We start from the raw sequence: 23,205 nt of genomic DNA, 5'->3' as shown, positions 1-23,205 counted from the left end.
CGTGGTGCCAGTGCTGTCCGGAAGGATCCAGACCCGGTTGGTCCTCCTCCTGGTAGTGGGCTCGGCCGTCACCGCGGTCGTCACGCCTCTCGTGGGTGCCGACTACCGGACCACATTCGCGGTGCTCGCCGCCGTGGCGGTGCTCGGCGTCGGCTGGGAGCTGCTGTACCACCTGCTCATGCAGTTCCGCTGGGAGAAGGACTGGCCGTCGCTCTTCGGCCTGCTGACGGCGGTGCCCGAAGGCCTGCTGCTGTGGCTGCTGCTCGACGCCGGCCTGCTGCCCACAGTGGATTCCGCGCCACTCGCCGCGTACGTCATACACTTCGCCGCCGTGTGGCTGGCAGTCTGGCTCGTCGCGAACGGTCCGATGCGGGTGCCGTTCCTGCGCTGGCGCTTTCGCGGAGGGCGGCTGACATGAGGCAACCCGACCGCAACGCGCCCTTCGAGGCGGTCCTGCTCCTTCCCGGAGCGGCGGACGCGCCGACGGAGGTGACACCGCGGAACGAGCTGACGCGGCTGCTTGTCGAGGGTGTGCACTGCGCCAACGGCCACTTCAACGACCCGGCCGTGCCGTACTGCCAGATGTGCGGCATCTCGATGGCGCAGCGTACGCACATCACCGTCCTCGGCCCGCGGCCGCCGCTCGGCGTGCTGCTTGTCGACGACGGCGCCACGTTCCGGCTGGACGCCGACTACGTGGTGGGGCGCGAGCCGCACCGCGATCCCGCGGTGGCGCACGGGGCGCGGCCGCTGCGCATCGCCGGGCCGGCGAGCGGCGTGTCGCGGCAGCACCTGCGGATGGCGCTCGCCGGCTGGACCGTCCGCGCTGTCGACCTGGGATCGGCCAACGGCACGGTCGTCGAACCGCCCGGCGACCCGCACCCCCGGCGGCTCCAGCCGGGTGTACCGGCGGAGATCCGGCCCGGCACCCGGGTCGTGTTCGGGACGCGCTGGCTGCGCTACGAGTCCCACCGAAACCCGTGAACACCCCAGGGGAGCAGATGCGCGGCATCGCCGACTACGAGTTCATCCGGCCGCTCGGCTCGGGCAACCACGGCCAGTACTTTCTCGCCCGCCGGCCGGCCCGGCTGCCCGTCGAGGCCGCCGAGGTGGCGGTGAAGGTGCTGGCCGCCGAGTCGACCGGGGTGGCGTTCCGCCGAGCTACCCGCGAGCTGCGCGCGTTCGCGGCGGTACGCTCGCCGTACCTCGTCGCGCCGTACGACGCCGGGCAGCAGGACGGCATCTTTTACTACTCGACCGAGTACCTGCCGGGCGGCTCGCTCGCCGCGCCGGCCGCGCCCCTCGACCGGCCCGCCGCGCTGCGGGCGGTGGCACACGCCGCGCGGGCGGTCGCCGCCCTACACGCCGCCGGCGTCGTGCACCGGGACGTCAAGCCCGGCAACGTGCTCCTCCACGAGGGCAGCGCGCGACTGTCCGACCTCGGACTGGCGCACGTCTTCGCCGAGGGCGTCACGATCACCGGCATGGGAGCGCTCGACTCGGTGGAGTACGTCGATCCCGCGCTGCTGCTGGGGGAGCGGCCGCAGCCACCGCACGACGTCTGGTCGCTGGGCGTGCTGCTGCACCGCGTGGTGGCCGGCACCGGCATCTACGGCACGCTGCCGGAGGGCGACGGCCTGCTGGTGCTGCGCCGTGTGGTCTCCATGCCGCCCAAGCTGAGCGCGGAGCTGCCGGAGCCACTGGCGGCCCTGGTACGCGAATGCCTCGCGCCAGCCGCCAACCGGCCCACCGCGGCGGCGCTGGCCGACCGCGTCGAGCGGTTCGCGGAGGCTGTCTCATGAGCGCGCACGCCCTCATCAACTTCCTGCTCGCGGTCGCGGCGATCATCGTGCTGGCCCGGGCCTTCGGCTGGTTGGCCCGGCTCGTCGGCCAGCCACCCGTGATCGGCGAGCTCGTCGCCGGTGTCCTCATCGGACCGACGCTCTTCGGCACGGCGGTCAGTGACTGGCTGCTGCCCGCCGACGTCCGGCCCGCGATGTCCGGCCTGGCCAACCTCGGCCTGGTGCTGTTCATGTTCATCGTCGGGTACGAACTGGACCACGCCTCGCTGCGCGGCCGAGGCCGTACCGCCACCTCGGTCTCCATCGGGTCGATCTTGGCGCCGCTCGGGCTCGGTGTGCTCCTCGCCATGTGGCTCGCCGGCCGCCACGAGGTCTCCGCCCCGCTGCCGTTCGCTCTCTTCATCGGCGCGGCGATGGCGGTCACGGCGTTCCCGGTGCTGGCCCGCATCCTCACCGACCGCGGCATGGTACGCACGCCGGTCGGCGGGCTCGCCCTCGCCAGCGCCGCCGTGGACGACGTCGCCGCGTGGTCGCTGCTCGCCGTCGTGGTCGCCGTCGCCGGCGCGGACAGCGCCAACCCGTGGCTGCCGCTGCTCTGCGTACCGTACACGCTGCTGATGCTGCTCGTGGTGCGGCCGCTGCTGGCCCGCGTCGACGCCGCGCGGGCGCGCGCCGGCCGGCTCACGCCCGACATCCTGGCCGTGGTGCTCGTGGGCCTGCTGCTGTCCAGCCTCGCCACCGAGTGGCTGGGGCTGCACGCGATCTTCGGTGCGTTCCTCTTCGGCGCGGTCATGCCCCGGGCACGCGCCGGTGCGGCGGAGCCGAGCGGCGCGGACAGGCTCCGGGTCGAGATCCTCGAACGGCTCGAACAGGTCAGCGTGCTGCTCCTGCTGCCCGCGTTCTTCGTCCTTTCCGGTCTGCGGGTCGACCTCTCCACGTTCGGCGGGACGGGGCTGCTGGAGCTCGCCGCGATCCTCGTCGTGGCGATCGGCGGCAAGTTCGCCGGCGCGTACGCGGCTGCCCGTCTGAACAAGGTGGCCGCCCGCCCGGCCGGCGCGCTCGCCATCCTCATGAACACAAGGGGGCTCACCGAGATCGTGATCCTGACGGTCGGGCTGGAGCTGGGGATCATCGACGAACGCGTGTTCTCGATGATGGTGGTGATGGCGCTGGTCACCACCGTTATGGCCGGCCCGCTGCTCAGCTTCGTCTACCCGCGATGGATGGTCGAGCGGGACGCACTGGCGGTGCAGCGGCCCGAGCCACCGCCGGCCGGCTACCGCGTGCTCGTCTCGCTGCCCGGGGGGCTGGCGCCCGCGCCGGCCCTTGTCGACCTCGCCGCCGACTTCGCCGAGCGGGGTGCCGCCGCCGCGGGACACGGCATCGGCGAGGTGGTGCTGAGCCGGCTCGTGCCGTACCCGGCGCGGCCGCTTGACGTGGGCAGCGGCCTGTCGGAGGAACTGCTTGGCATGACCACCGCGATGGGGGAGCTGGCCGGCCTCGCCGAGTCGGTACGGGCCCGCGGGCTCGGCGCGCCGGTGCTCGCCCGGTTCAGCCGCGACCCGGAGGCCGACCTCGCCGCCCAACTCGCGGCCGTCGAGCCCGACGTGCTGCTCCGCGGCGGCGAGCCTGCGGTCGTCGTACCACTGGGATCCGGCGCGGAGGCCGTGCGGCGCGACGCGGCCGAGCTCGCGGCTGCCCGCGGGTTCGATATCGTCATCCAGTGTGGAGGGCCAGCGGAGCCCCGGACGAGCGGGGTGACGAGCGGATGACCGGCGAGGAAGAGCGGCGGTCGGCGGCGCTGCACCCCGGCGACCCACGGCGGCTCGGCCGGTACGAGCTGGTGGGGCGGCTCGGCCAGGGCGGCATGGGCACCGTCTACCTGGCCCGCGACGCCGGCCGGCCGGTCGCCGTCAAGGTCATCCGGGCCGACGTCGCCGCGCACGAGGAGTTCCGGCGACGCTTTCGCGGCGAGGTCGAGCGGGCGCGGCAGGTACCGCCGTTCTGCACGGCCGAGGTGCTCGGCGCCGACCCCGACCACGACCCGCCCTACCTCGTCGTGGAGTACGTCGACGGCCCCAGCCTCGCCGACGTCGTGGCCGAGCGCGGCCCGCTCAGCCCGGCCAACCTGCACGCGCTCGCGATCGGCGTGGCGACCGCGCTGACCGCGATCCACGGCGCCGGCGTCATCCACCGGGACCTCAAGCCCAGCAACGTCCTGCTCGCACCCGGCAGCCCGAAGGTGATCGACTTCGGCATCGCGCGCGCGGTCGAGGCGACGAGCCACCACACCCGCACCGCCCAGATGCTCGGCACCGTGGGATATATGGCACCCGAGCGCTTCGGCTCCGACGCCGCCAGAGTGATCAGCCCGGCGGCGGACGTCTTTGCCTGGGGTGCGGTGCTCGCGTACGCCGGCACCGGCCACCCACCGTTCGGTGTGGACACCCCACCGGTCGTGGCCGCACGCATCGTCACCCAACCACCCGACCTCGCCGGGCTGGTGCCCCCGCTGCGCGACCTTGTCGAACGCGCCCTGGCCAAGGACCCGGCCGCCCGCCCCACGTCGCGCGAGCTGCTCGACATGTTGCTCGCCCCCGGCCAGGTACGCCCGCCCGCGGTCCAGGCCGCCCTGGCAGGGCAGCCCGCCCTGTTCGCCGCTGCGGCCGAGGCCAAGGCGGCCACGGAACACCTCGCCACCCGCCCCGCCGGCCACGACACCACCCGCCTGGCCGGCGGCACTCCGGGGGCCGTGCCCGCGCCACCGGCGCCTCAGCCGCCGGCCCCGCCCGCGCGCACCGGCCGGCGCTGGGGGAGGGTCGCGAACGTGGCGCTGGCGGTGGCGGTACTCGTCACGTCGCTGACCGTCGCGGGCATCGCCAGCGGCGTGCTCCCATTCGACGGCGACTGGTCGAATGGTGTGACCCCGACACCCACGGCGACCTCGCAGGCCACCGCGGCCGCTATGAGCTCGCCGCCCACCCCGCCGGCCACGAACTCGGCCCTGCCCGGGCCGCCGGTCGTGCGCGACCCGCTGACCGCGCCCGGGCTGTGGCAGGTCCGCGAGGACGAGGCACAACGCACCACGTGCACATTCGACCAGGCGCTGGTGGTCACCCGCGACAGCACCGGTCCGTACCGCTGCCCGGGCCCGACCAGCGCCTACACCGACGTCTCCGCCGCCGTCGACGTACGGCTCCAGACACCGGGTAGCTGCGCGGCGCTGTGGTTCCGCTTCGCCGGCACCGCCGGCTACCTCGTGCGCGTCTGCGCCGACTCGGTCGAGCTCGCCACCCACGGCATCGGCGACGGCGCGAGCGTGACGGTCCTGCGGACCATGGCCCTCGACGACCCGATCCCACCCGACACCACAACCCGCATCGGGGTTTCCGCCCGTAGCACCACCATCACCGTCGACCGCGACGGCCAACGCGTCGGCACCGTCGACGACGCCACCTTCACCCAGGGCCGCGTCGTACTGGGCACCTTCCCCGCCACCACCGAGGAGGAGTCACCGTTCCGAGTCGCCTTCACCAACGTCGAGATCCGCCCCCTCGGCGACTGACGGCCCACGGTCTCTTTCGGACGAACGGATTCGTCCGGACCAACCGGCCGCCAGTACCGCGGCGCGTGCCTGTGCCAGCACATCGCCCGGTCGGTGCTGAACAATTGAACCTTTTTCAACCTGGACCGCGGGGAAGCGGAGCAGCCGCTCGCCGACGATCGCGTTCAACTGACAACTGTCGACAGCAACCCGTTTCCTGGCCAGTCTTCACAGTACGTGGCAACGCCACCGTGGACCGGTTGTTGACAAACCGATGGCGGCGCGGTGATGTCCGAGAACCACGACACATGGCCGAACGGGACGAGGTTGAGCACAGTGCATCGCCCAAGGCGGGGACCACTGAGATCCGCTACACTTCGCTCGCCCGTCCGTCCGGAGCAGGCGCTGTGCACCGAGTGATCGGGCGACCACAGTGGACGGGCGATTGAGCCCTCCGCTCTCCAACGCCTTAACGCCTTCGCAAAGGAAGCCGAATGGCCGCGATATCAGCCGAGTCGGAGTTGTTGCTGCTGCTCAGCAGACAGCATGTAACAGACCCGCAGATAGCCCGTCTGCGCGAAATCCTCGGTCAGGACGAGCCGGTTCTGGACTGGGGACGGATCGCCGGTCAGGCCGCTCAACACCGCGTCGCCGCCCTCGTGGGATGGCATGGATGGCGCCTCTTGACCAGGGAGGCGATGGCTGGCTTGGACGCCGCCGTCGTGTCGCTTCTCTACTCCGCTTACCGGGACACCCGGCGGAGCAACGAACTCATGCTGGACGAGATCCAGGCGATCAGCGACGCCGCGGCGGCACAGGGCATCACCGTGCTCATGCGCAAGGGCGGCCATCTGGCCTTCGCGGTCTACCAGGAGCCGGGCATGCGGCCTATGGGCGACCTGGATGTCCTCGTCACCAGAGCGCAGGCGCCCGCCCTGGTGGAGGTGCTTGAGCGGTTGGGCTATGCGGAGGGAAACCCAACAGAAACCGGCATCGTCCCGCTGAGCAAGCGGGACCGGGCGTTCTGGCGCCTGTACGGCAGCGACCTGCCCAAGTTGAACAAGCTGACCGGCCAGCTCGACCGCCCGATCATCAGCGTCGACGTCAACGTGTCGCTGGCGCTGCCCGGTAAGGGGTACGACGTTCCGGTCAGCGCCGTCCTGGCGAACGCTCGTCGGCACCGGTACGGTGACGCCTCGTTCCTGGTGCCATCCCCCGAGGACGCGGTCATCGACCTGTCGGCCCACATCTACAAGACCTCGACGACGCTCAGGTTCATGAACCGTGGCAGCAAGCACCGGCGTCTGATCAAGTACGTGGACATCGCCGAACTCGTGCGCTCGGCCGGACAGGACTTCTCCTGGGACCTGTTCCGCAAGCGCGTTGACGAATACGCGGTCGCCGGGCCCGTGTTCTACGGGCTCGCTCACCTGCAGATGCTCTTTCCGGGCGTCATCCCTCCGGACGTCCTCGCCGCGCTCCGGCAACAGTGCCCGGAGCCGGAGCGCCTGCTTACCGAGTACGGCCAGTGGGATCTGCCACAGCCGCGTGTGTGGCAGCAAGACTTTCTCACCCGGTTCTTCGACCCGGCCACCGATCGCGACCTGCCTGCCTCGAAGTCACTCGTATGACGACAGGAGGCGCCTGAGCGACTCCACTCAAGCGCCTCCTGCTGGCTACCGGCTATTGGCAGGCCTTCGGACCGCCGACGATGTCGTCCAGTTCCTCGTCAGCCATCTCGCGGATGTCGACGCCGTCGAACTCTACCTCGGTCATGTGGGTTCACCCCCTTCCGGCATCATCGTGTGGCTTGGGTTTGTCTCCACCGCAGCGGGGTTCGGACCCGCAGTCGAGTCGGCGCGTTCGACTTGTCGGCTCCACTGTGGATCCGGTATACCGAAATGGAGGGTGGATGCCACAGGATACCTCCGATATGCCCCGAAGAATGCCGCGTCGACCGCGTTCAACCGACAACCGTCAGCGGCCATCAGCCCGACTCCAGGTCAGCCTTGACCGCATGCAGGAACGCCACCGCCGACCGACCGTTGACGAACCGATGGTCGTACGCCAGACCGAGATGGAAATACTCACTGCTCGTGATCGGACCGTCGTCATGACGTACCAACTCACGCTGCATCGAGGCGAGAGACAACGCACACATGTGTCCCGGGAAGATGAGCGGCTGCGCGTACACGATATCGGCGTCCGCGTGTATCGCGAGCGCGATGTTCGACCCGGTCAGATCTGCCTCAGTGAATTGGCCCCGCATCGCGGCAAGCCGGAACCGTAACAGATCGGCCGCAATGTCCCGCAGCGGCCTGGTGTCGGCGTCGGCGACGACCGGCAGGTAGAGACCCTTTCCCACGTCGATCGTGACCCCGACGTGCGCCCCCGGCCGCACGGTCACCGTCTGGTCGTCCACCGCGTGCGCGAAGAAGAGCCGGAACTGCTTCCGTCGCGCCGCGATCGCCTTGACGACCAGTTCCGGGACGCCGAGGAAGCCGACGGTCGCCGCCTCGTCACGCAGGCGCTGTTTCAGCCGGTCGGCGACCACCTTCACGACCGAGTAGGCGGCGGGGATCTCGCGATGCGAGGCGGACACCGTACGGGCGACCCGTCGCTGGGCAGCCGAGACGGGCACCCGCTCAACTGCGGCCCGCCCCGCCTGCCCGGCGACGAGTTGCTCGATGTCCGACCGCGAGATGACCACCTTGCCGATCGACCGTACCGTCTCCTCCGCGACACCGTATTCGACCATCAGCTGCCGGGCTGGCCGGGTGATGGTGATCGGATCCGGGTCGGCGTTCCGCTGCGCCTGCACTGGACGGTCGTCCCTGGCGAGGGTTGCCACCACCTCCCCGGGACGGCAGGTTGAGGGCGCGTGGATCCGTTGCCACAGGGTGCCGGCCTCCTCCGCGACGAGCTCGTGTGCCGCCTTGGAGGTCTCCACCAGAGCCACCGCGGTGCCCGCACCGACCGACGCGCCGTCACCGACCAGCCACTCGAGAAGCGTGTACTCCTCGTCGGTCGCATTGAGCCGGGGAAGGCGGATGTCACCCACCGGCGACCGCCGTCACCATGGCGCGGATGTCGTCTTCCTGGACCAGCACCGCACGCTCGAGATGAGGGGCGGCCGGGATGGTGCGGGATGGCGCGTGGAGCAGATGGACGGGCTGGGACAGCAGCCCCCACATCTTCTGGTGGATGGTGTGGGCGACCTCGGCCCCCCACACCCCGCCGGCCGTCGCGTCCTCGACGACCACCACCCGCCGAGCCTGGGCGACGAGTGGGGCCAGTGGCGTGGGGTCGAACGGGTAGAGCCGGGACGGCACCACGGCCCGCACCGCCGTCTCGGCACTGAGGTAGGCACCGCGCATCGCACCGAGGACCCTGCCGGTGAGGCCACCCGGTGCGATGACGACGACGTCCACCGCGTCCACCCCGTGGATACCCAGCACGGCGAAGTCGCAGTCGCCGCCGATCCGTTCGCAGTGGAACAGCTCGTCTCCGGTGGCCGCGCCGAACCGCCGCCGTCCGTAGAGCACCTTGTCCTCGAAGTACATCGCCGGGGCCGCGGAGTCGAGGATTCGGGCCAGCGTGGCGTGCCCGTCGTGTACCGGGCTCATCTCGTAAACCGCGAGGTTGGGGATCCCTACGAAGTGCTTCTGGAGGCTCTGGCTGTGGGTGGGGCCGTAGCCGCGGTGGCCCCCCGTCGGGCACCGGATCACCAGTGGCATCCGCACCGACTGGCCGTACATGCTGACCACCTTGCTGGCGAGGTTGACGATCTGGTCGAAGCACAAGGTGGCGAAGTCGGAGAACATGACCTCGACCACCGCTTCCCGGCCGCGCAGGGCCAGGCCCACCGCGAAGCCCAGGATCGCCTGCTCGCTGATCGGCGTGCTGAGTACCCGTCCGGGATGGGTGGTGGAGAGCCGGCGGGTAACGCCGAAAGCGCCGCCGTATGGGTCGACGATGTCCTCACCGATCAGGAAGAGATCCGGTCTCTCGGCGAGCAAGGTGGCCAGGCCGCGGTTGAGGTTCTCCCCGACCCGCTCCATCGCCCGGTCATCCACGGCCGGCACCGATCAGCGGCCTGGCGAGTACGTCCTCGACCACGGCCCGGATTCCCGCGGTCGCCGCGGCATCGAGCCGGTCGACCTGCTCGGGAAACGCCGAGCGATAGTGCGGGTACCAGTCGCGCCCGGCGATGGCGTCGAGCTCCGCCGAGGTGCGGGTGTCGTCCCCCTTGCTGTGCGGCCCGAGCCGTACCGTCTCGAACTCGACCACCAGCGGCGCACCGTCCTGGCGTACCTCGGCGACGAGCGGCGCGAGAGTGGTCCGGATACTACCGACGTCGATACCGGTCACCTTGACGTGCCGGATGCCGAAGCCGGCACACCGGTCGGCGATGGTACCGGCCATCTGTGCCGGCGTCGGGGTGGACTGGGCGATCCCGTTGTGCTCGACGACGACGACCATCGGTACTCGCCAGAGGGCGGCGAGGTTGAGCGCCTCGTACACCACTCCCTCGCCCCAGGTGCCGTCTCCGACGTAGACCACCGAGATCGACGCCGTGCCGGTGCGCCGCATGTCAAAGGCGGCGCCCACTGCGACCGGCGCCAGTTGCCCTTGGATTCCGGTGGACATGAACCCGGCGCGGCGGATGTGCTGCGAACCGCCCATCCCGGCACACACCGCACCTTCACGGCCCGCGAGCTCGGCGAGCAGGCCGGCCGGATCGTCGTACCTCGCCAGGTAATGCCCGTGTCCCCGGTGGTTGCTGAACACCTCGTCGTCGCGGCGGAGCAGAGACTCGACCGCGACCGGGATGTACTCCTGGCCCAGGCACGTGTGCGTGGTGCCCCTGATCAGTCCGCGGCCGAGCAGGTCGAGTACGGCGTGCTCGAAGCGGCGGATGGACAGCATCGCCCCGAGCTCGGCGTCGGCGAGCGGGCACAGCGGCGGGCTCTCAGGCATGGGCGACCTGTTCGCCGGCCAGAAGGTCCCGGGCGCGCGCGGCAAGCGCCGCGCGGTCTATCTTGCCGTTCGCGGTGTGCGGGAGCGCGTCAACGTCGTGACACAGTCGCGGCACCATGTATCCCGGCAGGATCGAGGCGATCGGGCGACGGATGTCGAGGCCCGGGGTACCGACATAGAACACCGCCAGCTCGGTCCGCCCGGCTGCCTCGAACGCCACCGCGACCGCGCGTTCCACCCCGGGCAGCTGCCCGACGTGCCACTCGACCTCGTCCAGCTCGACCCGGTAGCCGCGGACCTTCACCTGCCGGTCCATCCGGCCGAGATAGCCGAGTTCGGCGCTGGCGAGCTGCCGGACCCGGTCGCCGGTGCGGTACCACCGCACGCCGTCACCGTCGTAGAAGCGCCCCTGGTCGTCGGCGGTGTCGAGGTATCCGGGAAACATCTGCGGTCCGGTGACGCACAGCTCGCCTTCGGTACCATCGGCGCCGTCCTCGGTGATCCGGTACCGGAGATGCGGGTACGGCGTCCCGATGGGAACGACGCCGTGCACGGCGAGCTCGGCGGACTGGTCGGACAGCCGATGCGCGGAACAGGCGATCGTCAGCTCGGTCGGGCCGTACAGGTTTTCCACTATGGATCCCGGCGCGGCCCGCTGCCAGTCCTGGGCGTCTGTCAGCCGCAGCGCCTCACCACAGAACAGGCTCCACCGCAGCGTCGGCATCGCGCCGGGCGTCAGCCCGCCCCGGCGCCGTACCACCTCGATGGCGCTGGGCACGGAGAACCAGAAGGTCACCCGCTCGGAGGCCAGGAACTGCGGCAGCGCGGTGAACACCTGCGGCGGCGTGGACACCACGGCCGCACCCGCGCCCCAGGCCACGAACAGGTCGAACATCGCCAGGTCGAAGGTCTGGTCGAAGGTCTGTGAGCAGACGTCGTCCGGGCCGAGGTCGTATCGGTCCAGGTTGTACCGCAGGAAGCTGTCCATGTTGGCGTGCGTGACCGGAGCACCCTTGGGGCGGCCGGTGGAGCCCGAGGTGAACAGCACGTAGGCCGCCCCGTCGTACCCGGCCCCGGGCAGGGTGCCCAGAGGCGTCGCGGCCGGCGCCGCCACCCGAAGGCCGGGCAGGGCCGCCGCAAGGTGCGGGAGCGTTGCCGCCGCCGACCGGTCGGCGATCAGCGTGTCGATCCCGGCCATCGCCGCCATCCGGCAGGTACGTGCGGCGGGGAAGCCCGGACTGAGCGGCACCGCCGTCGCGCCGGCGTAGAGCGTGGCGAGGAGCCCCGCGTACGACTCGATGCTGCGCATCGCGAGGATGCCGACGGTCCGCGCCCCGCACGCGGTCAGTCCGCCGGCCCAGCGCCGAGCCACGTCGTCCAGCTCAGCGTAGGTCCATTCCTGGCGGCCGATCCGCAGTGCGACGCGGTCCGGCGCCATTGCCAGGCCGGCGGTGAACCACTCGTGCAGCATCCGCCGCGGTGGCTGGCCGGTCACCAGGCGACCATGCTCTCGGTGAAGAGTCCCATCCGGCTGAAAAACCGGGTGGTCTTGCGCATTACGGTCCGGTGGAACTCCTGACGGTACGGGTCGTCGATCACTTCGGAGCGGATCTGCCTGGCTCCGGTGAGCGCCGCGTCCGCGTACACCGCAGGGTTGTAGAACGCCCGCAGGCACGAGCTGACATATCGCGACAGATACGCCGCGGCGCCCGCGACCTCCTCGGGTGTCGCGCGGTGCGTGGCTTCCTCGTACAGCGCCCGCATCATCTGCCGGCCGAACGCGATGTGTCTCGACTCGTCCTGGTGATGGACGGCGTTGATCCGCTGCGCGATCGCCGGCAGTCGGTCGTCGGTCGCCATTTTCGCGTTGTAGTAGTCGCACAGCTCCTCCGCGATGAGGATGCGACCGAAGATCATGACGTCGCGTACCGCGTCGTTGCCCTCGGCGGCGTGCCCGATGACACGTTTGGTGCGGTAGACCTTCCCCCCGTACCGGTTGCAGAACTGGGCGAAAAACCACATGTGTTCGTTCTCTTCGTGGATGAAGTCGTGGAAGAACTCCGAGAGGCCCGGGTACCGCGTGTCGTAGATCCGCCCGGCTACCTCGCCGATCAGGTCACGGATGAGATGGACATTGAGGCTGAAGAAGTTCACTGCCTCGGCCTGGGTCAGGCGCAGCCGGTCGGCCTCCGACAGGCGGTCCCACACCGGGGTCCCGTAGCACGTGGTCAGCTCCGGACTCATCCAGAACTGGTCGGCCGGCAGCTCGTCCGGCCAGTCGAAGATGTCGAAGACGTGGTAGCGCTGGTCCCGCGACTGGCTGCTCAGCTTGGCGGCGACCGTGGTGAGCCGTGCCCATGTCTGCCGCACCGATGCCTGTCCCTCCTCGGCAGTGCCGGTCACAGCAGGCCCCTGACCGCGTGCCAGATGGTGCCCGGCGTCGCGAACACCTCCGGCTGCAGCAGCTCGGGTGGGAGCTCGATGTCGAACTCGGCCTCGAGATTGACGATCAGCTCGACCACTTCCAGCGAGTCGACCCCCAGCTCGGCCAGGCCGTGGTCGGGGTCCAGGGGCGCGGCGGCGCCGAGCAGCCGGCTGCGCTGCCGGATAAGCGATTCAAAGGCTGGTGGCCAGTCCACCATGTCATTCTCCTGTGTCGCGGTAGGTAGGAAATCTCGCGGCGACCGGCTGACCGGCGTGGGCCACAAGATCACGTCGGTGGGCTCCGATGCGGCCGAGAACGCCGCCGAGCGAGCGGGTCCGGTGCCACCGCGGCCCGGCGATACCCCACTGCCGCAGGGCATCCACCAGCACCGGGTCGACGGGAACCCAGACCCCGTCGACGTGGAACTCCGCCCACGAGTGCGACGCGGAGATCGGCGGGGTCAGCGACCTGCCGAAGGAGAACCGGGCGGTCAGTCCCCGGTTGGCGGCCTCCTCGACCAGCATGCGGGCCACGCCGACGCAGTCGCCGATGCCGGCGGTACGAACGAAGGCGGTGTCGGCGCGCAACGTCTCCGGGAGCCAGAGGAACCGGATGTGCCGGGTCTCCTCCAGCAGGTCGAGCAGCGCGTCCGGCAGGTCGGGCCAGGTGCGCGGCCGATCGAACGTCACCGAGTGCAGGGCACCGCCACGGGCCGGCGCCGAGGCCGTCTCATGCCAGCCGTCCTCCGGCACCGCCAGGCGGTACCGGCACGGCCCGTCATGCCCGGGATCCGGGCACTGCGCCAGGTAGTCCATCCGGTAGCGGGCGTGGGCGGTAGGGCGCTCCAGCTCGCGGATCCACCAGGAGAGCACCTTTCGCTCGCGGGACCGCGCATCCAGGTGTACCGCGACGTTGCGCAGGTCGGTGGCGTCGAACCGGGCGCCCTCCGCGCCGGACGCCGAGGGCAGGCCGGCGTCGACGAGGGCGGCGACCGTCGGCCCGTCGATCTGGTACTCGGCGGCGGCAGCGGCGGCGTCGACCTCGAACCGCCGATGGGCGTCCGGCACCTGCAGGATCAGCGCTACGACGGCGTCGAGCTCCCGGCGCTCAAGGCTCAGCGACGACGTCACGGCGCGAGTCCAGCGAGGCGGCGGTACGGGCCGTCCTGTGTGATCAGTTCCTCGTGCCGTCCCCGCTGGACAAGCCGGCCGTTGCTCATCACCAGAATTTGATCGGCGTCCTCGGGGTGGGAGAGCCGGTGCGCGACGACCACCAGGGCTTGACCCGTGCCGCGCAGGTTGGTCACGATACGGTCCTCGGTGCGCCGATCGAGGGCGCTGGTCGCCTCGTCGAGGATCAGCAGCTCGGAGTCGCGAATCAGGGCCCTGGCCAGCGAGACGCGTTGGATCTGTCCACCCGACAGGCCCGCCCCGGCCGCACCGAGCAGCGTCTCGTACCGCATCGGCATGGCGTCGATGTCGTCGTGGATCTCGGCCAGCCGCGCCGCCGCGATGACGTCGTCGAGGGAGCACTCCGGCCGGCCCAACGCGATGTTCTCCCGGATGGTTCCGGCGGAGAGCCGGGCGTCCTGGCGCACGAACGCCATCGACCGCCGCACCGCTGGCCGGTCGAGCTGATCGGTGGGCACGCCGTCGATGAACACCGTGCCGGAGCTGGGCAGGTAGAGCCCGGCCAGCAGCATGGCCAGCGTCGACTTGCCGGAGCCGGACTCGCCGACGATGAGGGTGAACTGTCCAGGCGCCATCTCGAAGTCGATGTCGGCCACTGCCGGTGACGCGGCGCCGGGGTAGGCGAACCGCACGGCGTCGAGCCGGACCGCGCCGGTGACCCGGGACGGTGCCACCGCATCCGGCCCGGCCTCGGGTTGCGCGTCAAGGATGTCGGCGAGCCGGGTCAAGGTCGGTCCCAGACCGGCGATCTGCAGCCCGGTCTGGGTCAGGCTCGCCAGCGGTACGAACATGCCCATGGCCAGGGCGGAGAAGCCGACCACGCGGGACAGTGAGATCTCGCCGCGACCGAGCAGGACCAGGCCAGCTCCGAGCACGGTGAGGGGGGCCAGAAACTGAATCGCGGTGCTGGCGGCCTCGCACACGGCGAGGAACCGCCGGCTGCGAGTCCTGGCGTTCACCTCGTCGGCGAAGGTGTGGCTCCAGTTCTCCGCCGCGGCGCCCTCGAGCCCGGACGCCTTCAGCGTCGGCACGCCGTCCAGCAACTGGAACAGCTCGGTGTGTGCCCTCGCCTGCGCCTCCAGCAGAGCGGCGGTGAGGTACTCCTGCTTTCGCCAGCTAGCGGCGAGCAGGCCGACCTGGGTGACGGCGAGGGCAAGCACCAGCGCGCCGAGGCGCGGTTCGGCGATGACGACGAGCCAGCCGTACACCAGCACCAGCACCCCGTCGAGCACGGCCGACAACGCGGATCCCGTCAGGACCTGCCGTACCGCGTTGCTGGTCCGGACCCGAATGGCGAGGTCCCCGGTGTGACGCCGGGCAAAGTAGTCGAACGGCAGGGAGACAAGGTGGTGAACTGTCCCCAGGGTCACCGACTTGTCGGCGAGGGTCTGGATGGACAGCATGGCCATCCTGCGGGCGGTCTGCATCCAGAAGTACATCGCGAACAGCACGATCGGCGCCGCGACGAACAGCCACGTGCTGACCGGCTCGCCGGGCTGGTTCGCCCGGTCCACGACGTAGGAGGAGGCGATCGGCACGACCAGGCTACACAGGGTAAGGGCGACCGAGGTCACCGCGAGTGGTACCCACGCGCTGGTGCGAGGGAAGAACTTGCCCACATAGGGCATGCGGCTCGCACCGAGGCGCTGGCGGCCGGACCTTCGCCGCGGTGTCCCGGCGCCGACCGGCGGGTGGAACTCCAGCGCCACCCCGGTGAACGCCTTGCCCGCCTCGGCCAGGCTGACCTTGCGGCGCCCGAAGGCCGGATCGACGATGTACAGGTGGTTGCCGGTCACCCGTTCCAACACGACGAAGTGGACGAAGTTCCAGAACAGGATGGTGGCCGGAGCGAGGTGGCGCAGCCCGTCGAGGGAGACCCGGACACCGCGGGCGGCCAGACCGCGACGCCGGGCCGCGGCCAGCATCGAGCGGGCCGGAACCCCGTCCCGGCCCGTGTTGGTCTCGATTCGCAGCGCGTCGAGCGGCTCCGGCCGACCGAAGTAGGCGAGGACCATCGCCAGGGCGGCAGCTCCGCAGTCGCTCATCTGCGCCTGGAGCACGAGTGGAACCCGGTTGCGCCGGACCGTCAGCGCGGCCCACATGTCGCGCCACCGCAGGTCGCGCCACCGCAGGTCGCGCAGCAGGCCCAGGCTCGGTAGCGCCCGCCAGCCGACGTCCACCGCTTCCCCGGCATCCCGGGTGAGGCCGTAGTTGCGCACCGCCTCGCGCCGGAAGCGCTGGCGTCGGTCCGTGAACTCCGTCGGTGGACTGGTTGCCGCCGGTGGCGGGGTGCGCTGTTCCGCGTGTCCACGCTCGTCCAGCGTGCTCATCCGGCGCTGCCCGAGTCAACCCGGATCACCTGCGCGGTGATGGCCTCCGCGGCAGGCGAGAGCAGGAACTCCACCGACCGCGCCACATCGGCGGGTGTGGCACCCCGGTCCAGCATGTTGCGCCGGTTGATCGCGGCGCGGAGGTCGTCATCGATCGCCGCGGTCATGGCGGTATCGATGAAGCCCGGTGCGACACAGTTCACCGTGATACCCCGGCCGCCGACCTCGGCGGCGAGCACTCTGGAGAACCCTTCGAGAGCGCACTTCGTCGCGGTGTAGGCGCCGAGTCCGCGGAAGGTCCGGTGGGCCGCGATCGACGAGATGTTGACGATGCGTCCACCGCCGCGATACATCGCCTTGACCGCCGCCTGGCACAGGGACATCGGGACCTCGACATTGAGCTGCCACATCCGGCTCACGTCCGACCAGGCAGTGGCTACGTGCAGGGCCCCACTCGCGACCCCGGCGTTGTTGACGAGGCCGTAGAGGTCGGCGCACTTCCGGAGCCGGTTGGCCACCGCGATCCGGTCATCGCCGGAGGTGAGGTCGGCGGCAAGGAATGTCAACGGGTCGCCGACGGCCTCCCGCAGCGCCGCGAGCTCGCTGGAGGCGGTCCGCGACACGGCGACCACCCGATACCCGGCGGTGAGCAGCTGACGGGCGACGGCCAGCCCGATGCCCCGCGAACCGCCGGTGACGAACACCGTCCCGAGCGCCTCACCCACCACGGACCGCCTTTCCGGACAAGGTCATCGGGATCTGGTCGACCACGGTGACTCGGCGCGGCTGTTCCGCCGGGGCCAGTACGCGGCGGGCATGGGCCTTGACCCGCTGGACGACCGCGTCGTGGTCGCATTCCGGCAGTGTGACGATGTCGGCGCCGACAACGGCACCGAGCACGCTGCTACGGACCGGATAGACCCGGGCCGCGACGACCTCGGGGTGCTCCTGCAGCAGCCGAGCCACATGGCCGGGTACGACTTTCGTGCCACCCACGTTGATGACCTCGCCGCGCCGTCCGAGAACGTGCACCCGTCCATCATGGATGGTCGCGGCGTCCCCCGTCGGCAGGTACGGTGCGCCCGGACCGGGCGACACCAGGAGTTCGCCGTCGCGTATCGCCAGTGCCTTCCCGGCCGGCCCGTACCCGTCGAGGACGGAAAGAGGCAGGCCCGGAAGTCCGTCGGTGACGGTGGCGATCCGGCCGAGTTCGGTGCTGGCGTAGATCTGCAGGACGCGCCGCGGCGCGAACGCCGCCCCAACCAGCCGAAGCAGGCTCGCGTCCACCGGCTCGCCGCCCATCGAGACGGTGTCTACCCGCGGCCGGGCGGCGTCGGTCCCGCGGTGCAGCGCCGCCATCCGCCAGAACGACGGTGTGCCGGCGACGACCTCGTAGCGCGCACCTGTGCCGGCGGCGAGGTCGGTGGGCGCGAGGAAGTCGATGCGGGCGGCCCGTCCGAGCGCCTGACTCACGGCTTCCACGCCGGCGTAGGTGAAGGGGGCGTATCCGACTCCCCACCGTTCGTCGCCGTCCACGGTGTCCCAGTCGACGCCGCGGGCCAGGTCATGCCACCTCCAGTGGGTCGGCGTGGGGGTACCGGTGGTCCCGGACGAAAAGATCCACAGTCCTCCGGGCCGTTCGCCGCGGCCAGGGTCGGCCGCACCGGTGTGCCGGATCCGGCCGCCCGCGACGTCCAGTACGGCCTGCGGTCGCAGGGCCGCCAGCGCCGACGCGGCGATGGTCGGGCCCACCACTACGACGGACGCGTCGAGCGGACGGAGCGCGCACAGCGCGACGACAAGGTCCGTTCCGGCGGTCACCTCGACCGCGAGGTGGCGCAGGCCGGTCGCCGCGACGGCGGCTCGCAGTCGGGCGCCCCGCCGCCGCAGCAGATCTTCACGGGTGACCACGGACACGGCTCAACTCGCCGCCGGCCGCAGGGCCCGGCAGAGGTCGCCGAGCGTCTCCATGCGGTCGACGGCGACGACGTCCAGCAGTACGCCCAACTCCTGCTCGAACTCGACGATGAGTTCCGCCATGACGAGGCTGTCGATCTCCAGATCGACCAGCCGCATGGCGCCGGCATAGCGTGCCGCGGCACCGGGCGGCGGCCCGGTGAGCACCCGCTTGACCACCGCGTCAAGGGCCTTTTCGTCGATCACTGTGTCCGCGCGGGTGCTTTCCACCGGTCAACCAACTCCATCCCTGGATAGCGCCTCGGACCGTTCGCCGCAGGCTGTGCTGGGCACCACCGCAATCCGCCCGGGAACCGCCAAGAACGGCCGACTCGCGACCGTGGAACGGATATGGTTGGCGAGATCGTCCGGCGTGACCTCGACACCGGCAACCGTGACCTCGGCGGCGAGCAACGATCCACCATCCTCCGCGATCTCTACGAAGGCCCTGGACGAGACAACCGCGGGATGTGTGTCGAGGGTCGAGGTCACCTCGGCCAGGTCGACGACCAGCAGGACCGTACCGTCGGGTGCCCGCAGCGGCGTGAGCTGCGAGCCACTGCCCGTTGTCGGCGTGATCCGGCAGGAATCTTCCCCACGCAGTTGTGCCCGGAAGGCGGCGACGAACCCGGCGAAGCTGGCTTCCGACATGGTCGCGCCATCGACGGTCAGCCGGATGCGCAGCCCGTCGGGCCGCTCGTTGGCGGCGATCCGCAGGCCGTCGGCGGTCCGGTGGAACTCGGGGGTGTACGCGCCACGCTCGACGGTGATCGCGCTGCCGTCCGGAGAGTCGTGGTCGGCGTTGTCCGCCAAATACGTCATGACCAGGGTGCGGTGGACCGGATGGCCCAGGCGCTGCGCCACTGTCGCCCACATGTCGTCCAGTGCCTGCGGCGCGACGTTGCGGCGCGAGGTGGCCGTCAACAACTCCCGCCGGGTCTGCACCAGCAGGTCGACCGGCCTGGCCGGCCTGTCCAGTACGACCGGCACGGTGACGTCGAACATGCCGACGACTTCCCGCTCCACGTGACGCCTGCCGTTCAGGCTCATCGAGACGGCGATCCGATCCTGCGGCGTCGCCAGGAACACGGTGGTGGCGAACACCGCGAGCAGCCATTGGACCGTGGTGAAGCCGGACTCCTGCCAGCGGCCGCGCACATCTTGCCACTCGTCACCGACGACGAGTAGCAGCTCGGTCTGGGCGACCGGTGCGGCCGGTTCACCGAGGCTGGGCAGGAACTGGCACCGGGGCGGCAGCCATGGGCCGCGCCGCCGCCAGTACGTGGACACCGCGTGCGACCGGTCGGTGGCGGCGGTCGCCTGGCCGGTCACCGCAGCGACATAGCCGGCGTCCTCCGGGTCGGTGTCGGTCGCCCGGCCGAAGTAGGTGTCCCACAGTCCGCGTACGACGATCATCCGGGCAGTGGCGTCGACGGCGAAGCCGGAGAACACCCCGATCACCGCGTGCAGCGTCGGCGAGAACCGCAGCAGGCGGAAAATGAACGGGTACTCGACCGCCAGGTCGAAGGTGTGCTTGAGGTCCGCCGCCAGGACTGCGCGCACGTACCGCGCGAACTGCGCGGCGTCCTTGGCTGTCACCTGCGTCAGTGCGACGAGTTGGCGATTGTCCGGCATCGGCCGGATCCACTGGACGGGTACGCCGTCAAGGGTGGTGACGCCTATCCGCAGCGCTGCATGCCTGGCGACCGTCGAACGCACCGCGGCGAGGAGTGCCGCAACGTCCAGTGGACCACTGACCCGGTAGGACATGAAGAGTGACGTACTGCCGTCCGGCCGTTCCAGGAGCGCGCGGTGGTGCGCGAGCTGGCCCGGGAGCAACGGATGGACCGCGTCGGTGTCGAGGCTGACTGGCTCAAGGCGGGCTTGCCGCGATGGCATACGGGTCCTCATTCCAGCAGTGAACCTCTTTCAACCTGGACCGCGCGGCGCTTACGAACCGCATCCGGCATTGCGATCCGGCGGACCGCAAGGAGAGGTTGAAAATGGTTCACTGGTCACCTACCGGAGGGCAACGTTCAGCATGGCCGTCCACGTCGGCACCGGTCATGCTCAAGATCGGCACAGTACCAACTCCCTCGGTACCGTCAAGATCTCCGCATTTGAACGGAGGTCGACGATCGGTGCGGTTGCACGATCGCACGGATCCGTTTCCGGTCCACTTTGCCGTGTGGGGTGAGCGGCAGGGCATCGACCGCGACACAGCGGTCCGGCACCTTCGCCGGTTCGAGGCGGCGGGCCAGTTCCGTCAGCACGTCGTCCTCCGGCAAGGCAGTGGCCACCACGACGGTGAGCGGGCCGTCCTCGTCCGGCGGAACAACGGCGGCGCCCTCGACGCCGGCGATGTCCAGGGCCGCCGCTTCGAGCTCGGCGACGCTCGACCGCACGCCGCGGTGCTTGAAGACGTCGTCGCGCCGACCATGCAGGTACAGGTAGCCGTCCCCGTCCAAGTGGCCACGGTCGCCCGTATGCAGCCGCCGACCGTTCGCGGTCACCCGGAAGGTGGCGGCGCCGAGCTGCCGGTCGCGCCAGTATCCGGCCATGACGTTTCCACCCTCGACGACGACCTCACCGACTTGGCCGGCGGGCAACGGTCGACCCCGGCGGTCGACGACGTGCACGACGGTGCCGGGAATCGCGCGCCCGACCGACCCCGGGCGCACCAGGTCGCCATCCGGCTCCAAGATGGTGGCTCGCTTGCACTCCGTCAGGCCATACATGTGCACCACCGCGGCGCCGGGGAACGTACTACGCAACCCGTCGGCGAGCCGCGGCGGCATCCGGGCGCCGGTGCTCGTGAACATCCGGACCGACTGGGCCACCGCCGGTGATGTCCTGGCCGCCAGCCGGAGCAGTGCGGTGGCGATCTCCGGCACCACGGGCACGATGGTGGCCCGAGAGCTGTTTATCCGCTCGAGAAGGGCCATTCCCTCTCCTGGCCCAAGCGTCTCCAGCCGCGCGCCGGCGGCCGTAGTGAGCAGGATCTGGTAGAGCCCGTAGTCGAACGAGGGCGGCACGCAGGAGAGCACGACGTCGTCCGGCCGGTAACCCAGGACCTGCCCGATCGCCCTGGTCGCGAAGAGGACCCGGTCGTGCGGGCACACCACGCCCTTCGGTCGCGCGCTGCTGCCCGAGGTGTACATCAGGAGAGCGGGCGGCCCAGGGTCGCGGTCGGTGCGGCCGGCGTCGGTCGGGCGCGAGTCCGCGACGGCCCCGTCGAGCCTACTCAGGATTTCCCCGAACCGCGCCGGTGACCAGGTGGGGGCAGGGACGTCGACACTTGCGGGGTCGATGCCCATCACGAGGGCCGGAGCGATGTCGGCAAGTACCATCCGGAGCTGGAACGGGCGCATTCCGGCCGACAGCGGCGCCAGCGTCAGGTCCGCATAGGCCGCCGCGAACAGGATTGTGGCGAACCCGGCACTGCCGGACCGCACTGCGATCCGGTCTCCCGGTCGCAGGCCCTGTGCGCGAAACAAGCCGGCGAGGTTGACGCTACGCCGCCGGAGTTGTTCGTAGGTCCACCGATGGACACCGTCAACGACCGCGATGCGATGGGGATGCCGTCGCGCGGCAGTGTCCAGCAGGGTATGGATCCGCATGTCAAACAGGTATTGAAGCATGGCGGGGCGACGACGGGGCCACTGAGGTTCAACCGACGACGCCGTTCAACTCCCAGCCAGGGGCCGCAGGCTCCGGTCTTCGGACCGCGGCACGGCCGGATCGGCCGCGTGACGCGGAGCCGAACGGCTACTCGGCCGGGCTCGGGTCGCTGGCCGTCGCGTTTTTCGGGCGGTGGCCCGCCGAGGCGACCTATTCGGACAGCATCTCGCTGAACTGGTGCCATCCGCCGGCACAAGCTTGGGCGACAGCGCGAAGCGGCTCATGGCAGTGCGCGGGAACGGTCTCCGCGGCGTTCGCAGACTGCGAGATGAACGCAAGCGTCGCCGAAAGCAGCCGGAGTAATGCCTTGCCATGATCTGTATACCGCAGGGAAGGATCCTCGATGAGCCGTGCCAACTGTGGCCGGATGACGGCTTTGAGGTCCTGTACCGTCGCCGGCAGCCTGTCGGTGGACGACGAGCCCCGCATCTCAGGTGACGGTCCCGCCGCAGCCGCCTCGGTCGCTGGGGCACGAGCCTCGCCGAGCGTCTTGCGACGAACGTCGAACGCCGTTCCGACCGAGATGCCGGACCGGCGCGCCATCTCACGCAGACTGACACCAGGCTCACGGCGCACGATCTCCTCGGCCAACCGCCTGCCTTCCTCGACCGAGACCGGATGCCGGCGCCCGTCCCGGCCGATCCGGATGTTCAGGTGATGACTCTCGTCGGTTGAACGCCGCCGAAGCGCGGCGACGGTCTTTGCCGCGACCCCGCACACCGACGCTATCCGGCGGTCTGACCACTGCGGATGCGAGGCGAGGATCCGTTCAGCCGCGGCCAGCCGGTCCCGCGTGGTCAGCGGCAAGCCGTGCTCGACGTTCAACTGCACCGCCGCGACGAACGCGTCGACATCGGAGCCGTCGAAATAGACGACAGGTATCTGCCTGTCCCCTCGCGCACGCGCGGCGCGCAGCCGATGCATGCCGTCCACCACCCGCAGCGAGGACCGCTGGACAACGATCGGGGGTACCTCGTCGGCCAGCTCGACGAGCAGCCGCGCGTGCCTTGCGCTGACCCCGTCCAACCTCGGCGAGAAGCCGGCCCGCAACGAACCTACATCAACCGTATCGACATGCCGAACTGCATGAGCCGCCTCGCTGCCTGCCTTACCAAGCTGCGCGGTGTCGCCGCCATCCGGTCGCCTCTTCATCTGCCCCTCGTGCCGGTTCATCACCATGAGAATGGTTGCCTTGGCGCCCGCCGCCCGCGCGCCGACGAGAGCCTGGAGCCAGGGCGGTGCAGAGCCGGATTCGGAACCTCCCCGCCATTGCCCGTCGGCAACGACGCATCCGTGT

20 protein-coding genes are annotated in these 23,205 nt (G+C 70.5%); 6 read left to right on the top strand and 14 right to left on the bottom strand.

Annotated features, from left to right (window positions below):
* Position 1 precedes the first annotated feature (1 nt).
* The 6 genes from AAH979_RS13995 (at position 2) to AAH979_RS13970 (ending at position 6,977) form a co-directional block, all read left to right on the top strand.
* Positions 2-418, top strand: a complete 417-nt coding sequence (locus AAH979_RS13995) for a hypothetical protein (protein ID WP_346258507.1) — start codon at positions 2-4, stop codon at positions 416-418.
* On the top strand, positions 415-984 hold the full coding sequence (locus AAH979_RS13990; protein WP_346258506.1) for an FHA domain-containing protein: 570 nt from the start codon (positions 415-417) through the stop codon (positions 982-984). Before AAH979_RS13995 ends, AAH979_RS13990 begins: the two co-directional genes overlap by 4 nt.
* The gene (locus tag AAH979_RS13985; RefSeq protein WP_346258505.1) at positions 981-1,802 is read left to right on the top strand and encodes a protein kinase; all 822 of its coding nucleotides are present in this window, start codon (positions 981-983) and stop codon (positions 1,800-1,802) included. Before AAH979_RS13990 ends, AAH979_RS13985 begins: the two co-directional genes overlap by 4 nt.
* Positions 1,799-3,574 (top strand): cation:proton antiporter, encoded by a 1,776-nt coding sequence (locus tag AAH979_RS13980; RefSeq protein WP_346258504.1) that lies wholly within the window; start codon positions 1,799-1,801, stop codon positions 3,572-3,574. The genes AAH979_RS13985 and AAH979_RS13980 overlap by 4 nt, the downstream gene beginning before the upstream one ends.
* Positions 3,526-5,367, top strand: coding sequence for a serine/threonine-protein kinase (locus tag AAH979_RS13975; RefSeq protein ID WP_346258503.1), 1,842 nt, complete (start codon positions 3,526-3,528; stop codon positions 5,365-5,367). The genes AAH979_RS13980 and AAH979_RS13975 overlap by 49 nt, the downstream gene beginning before the upstream one ends.
* A gap of 473 nt (positions 5,368-5,840) precedes the next feature.
* On the top strand, positions 5,841-6,977 hold the full coding sequence (locus AAH979_RS13970) for a nucleotidyltransferase family protein (RefSeq protein ID WP_346258502.1): 1,137 nt from the start codon (positions 5,841-5,843) through the stop codon (positions 6,975-6,977).
* 356 nt (positions 6,978-7,333) lie between these two features.
* On the opposite strand, the gene AAH979_RS13965 is transcribed toward AAH979_RS13970, so the two are convergent.
* The 14 genes from AAH979_RS13965 to AAH979_RS13900 all read right to left on the bottom strand — a co-directional run bounded on the left by AAH979_RS13965 (position 7,334) and on the right by AAH979_RS13900 (position 23,081).
* A complete protein-coding gene (locus AAH979_RS13965) occupies positions 7,334-8,407 on the bottom strand; it encodes a 2-oxo acid dehydrogenase subunit E2 (protein WP_346258501.1) in 1,074 nt (357 codons plus the stop codon).
* A complete protein-coding gene (locus tag AAH979_RS13960; protein WP_346258500.1) occupies positions 8,400-9,422 on the bottom strand; it encodes a transketolase C-terminal domain-containing protein in 1,023 nt (340 codons plus the stop codon). The genes AAH979_RS13965 and AAH979_RS13960 overlap by 8 nt, the downstream gene beginning before the upstream one ends.
* On the bottom strand, positions 9,415-10,326 hold the full coding sequence (locus AAH979_RS13955) for a thiamine pyrophosphate-dependent dehydrogenase E1 component subunit alpha (protein WP_346258499.1): 912 nt from the start codon (positions 10,324-10,326) through the stop codon (positions 9,415-9,417). Before AAH979_RS13955 ends, AAH979_RS13960 begins: the two co-directional genes overlap by 8 nt.
* Positions 10,319-11,821: an AMP-binding protein gene (locus AAH979_RS13950; RefSeq protein WP_346258498.1), complete on the bottom strand. Its 1,503-nt coding sequence runs from the start codon at positions 11,819-11,821 to the stop codon at positions 10,319-10,321. The genes AAH979_RS13955 and AAH979_RS13950 overlap by 8 nt, the downstream gene beginning before the upstream one ends.
* The gene (locus AAH979_RS13945) at positions 11,818-12,696 is read right to left on the bottom strand and encodes a diiron oxygenase (RefSeq protein ID WP_346258497.1); all 879 of its coding nucleotides are present in this window, start codon (positions 12,694-12,696) and stop codon (positions 11,818-11,820) included. Before AAH979_RS13945 ends, AAH979_RS13950 begins: the two co-directional genes overlap by 4 nt.
* Positions 12,697-12,725: 29 nt before the next feature.
* Entirely contained in the window at positions 12,726-12,968 is a 243-nt protein-coding gene (locus AAH979_RS13940) for an acyl carrier protein (RefSeq protein ID WP_346258496.1), read from the bottom strand.
* Position 12,969: 1 nt separating this feature from the next.
* Entirely contained in the window at positions 12,970-13,881 is a 912-nt protein-coding gene (locus tag AAH979_RS13935) for a transglutaminase domain-containing protein (RefSeq protein WP_346258495.1), read from the bottom strand.
* Complete coding sequence (locus tag AAH979_RS13930) at positions 13,878-16,271, bottom strand: peptidase domain-containing ABC transporter (protein ID WP_346258494.1); 2,394 nt, start codon at positions 16,269-16,271, stop codon at positions 13,878-13,880. Before AAH979_RS13930 ends, AAH979_RS13935 begins: the two co-directional genes overlap by 4 nt.
* Positions 16,268-16,996, bottom strand: a complete 729-nt coding sequence (locus AAH979_RS13925) for an SDR family oxidoreductase (RefSeq protein WP_346258493.1) — start codon at positions 16,994-16,996, stop codon at positions 16,268-16,270. Before AAH979_RS13925 ends, AAH979_RS13930 begins: the two co-directional genes overlap by 4 nt.
* The gene (locus AAH979_RS13920; protein ID WP_346258492.1) at positions 16,989-18,188 is read right to left on the bottom strand and encodes a class I adenylate-forming enzyme family protein; all 1,200 of its coding nucleotides are present in this window, start codon (positions 18,186-18,188) and stop codon (positions 16,989-16,991) included. The genes AAH979_RS13925 and AAH979_RS13920 overlap by 8 nt, the downstream gene beginning before the upstream one ends.
* A 3-nt stretch (positions 18,189-18,191) precedes the next feature.
* Positions 18,192-18,458: an acyl carrier protein gene (locus AAH979_RS13915; protein WP_346258491.1), complete on the bottom strand. Its 267-nt coding sequence runs from the start codon at positions 18,456-18,458 to the stop codon at positions 18,192-18,194.
* A gap of 3 nt (positions 18,459-18,461) precedes the next feature.
* A complete protein-coding gene (locus AAH979_RS13910; RefSeq protein WP_346258490.1) occupies positions 18,462-20,126 on the bottom strand; it encodes a condensation domain-containing protein in 1,665 nt (554 codons plus the stop codon).
* Positions 20,127-20,332: 206 nt separating this feature from the next.
* The gene (locus tag AAH979_RS13905; RefSeq protein ID WP_346258489.1) at positions 20,333-21,868 is read right to left on the bottom strand and encodes a class I adenylate-forming enzyme family protein; all 1,536 of its coding nucleotides are present in this window, start codon (positions 21,866-21,868) and stop codon (positions 20,333-20,335) included.
* Positions 21,869-22,058: 190 nt separating this feature from the next.
* Positions 22,059-23,081 (bottom strand): ParB/RepB/Spo0J family partition protein, encoded by a 1,023-nt coding sequence (locus AAH979_RS13900; RefSeq protein ID WP_346258488.1) that lies wholly within the window; start codon positions 23,079-23,081, stop codon positions 22,059-22,061.
* Positions 23,082-23,205: the final 124 nt, after the last annotated feature.

Origin of the sequence: Plantactinospora sp. ZYX-F-223, assembly GCF_039649625.1 — a bacterium.
Lineage (GTDB): Bacteria > Actinomycetota > Actinomycetes > Mycobacteriales > Micromonosporaceae > Plantactinospora.
Note: the sequence above shows the minus strand (reverse complement) of the source record. Positions and strands in the feature narration are given on the sequence as shown.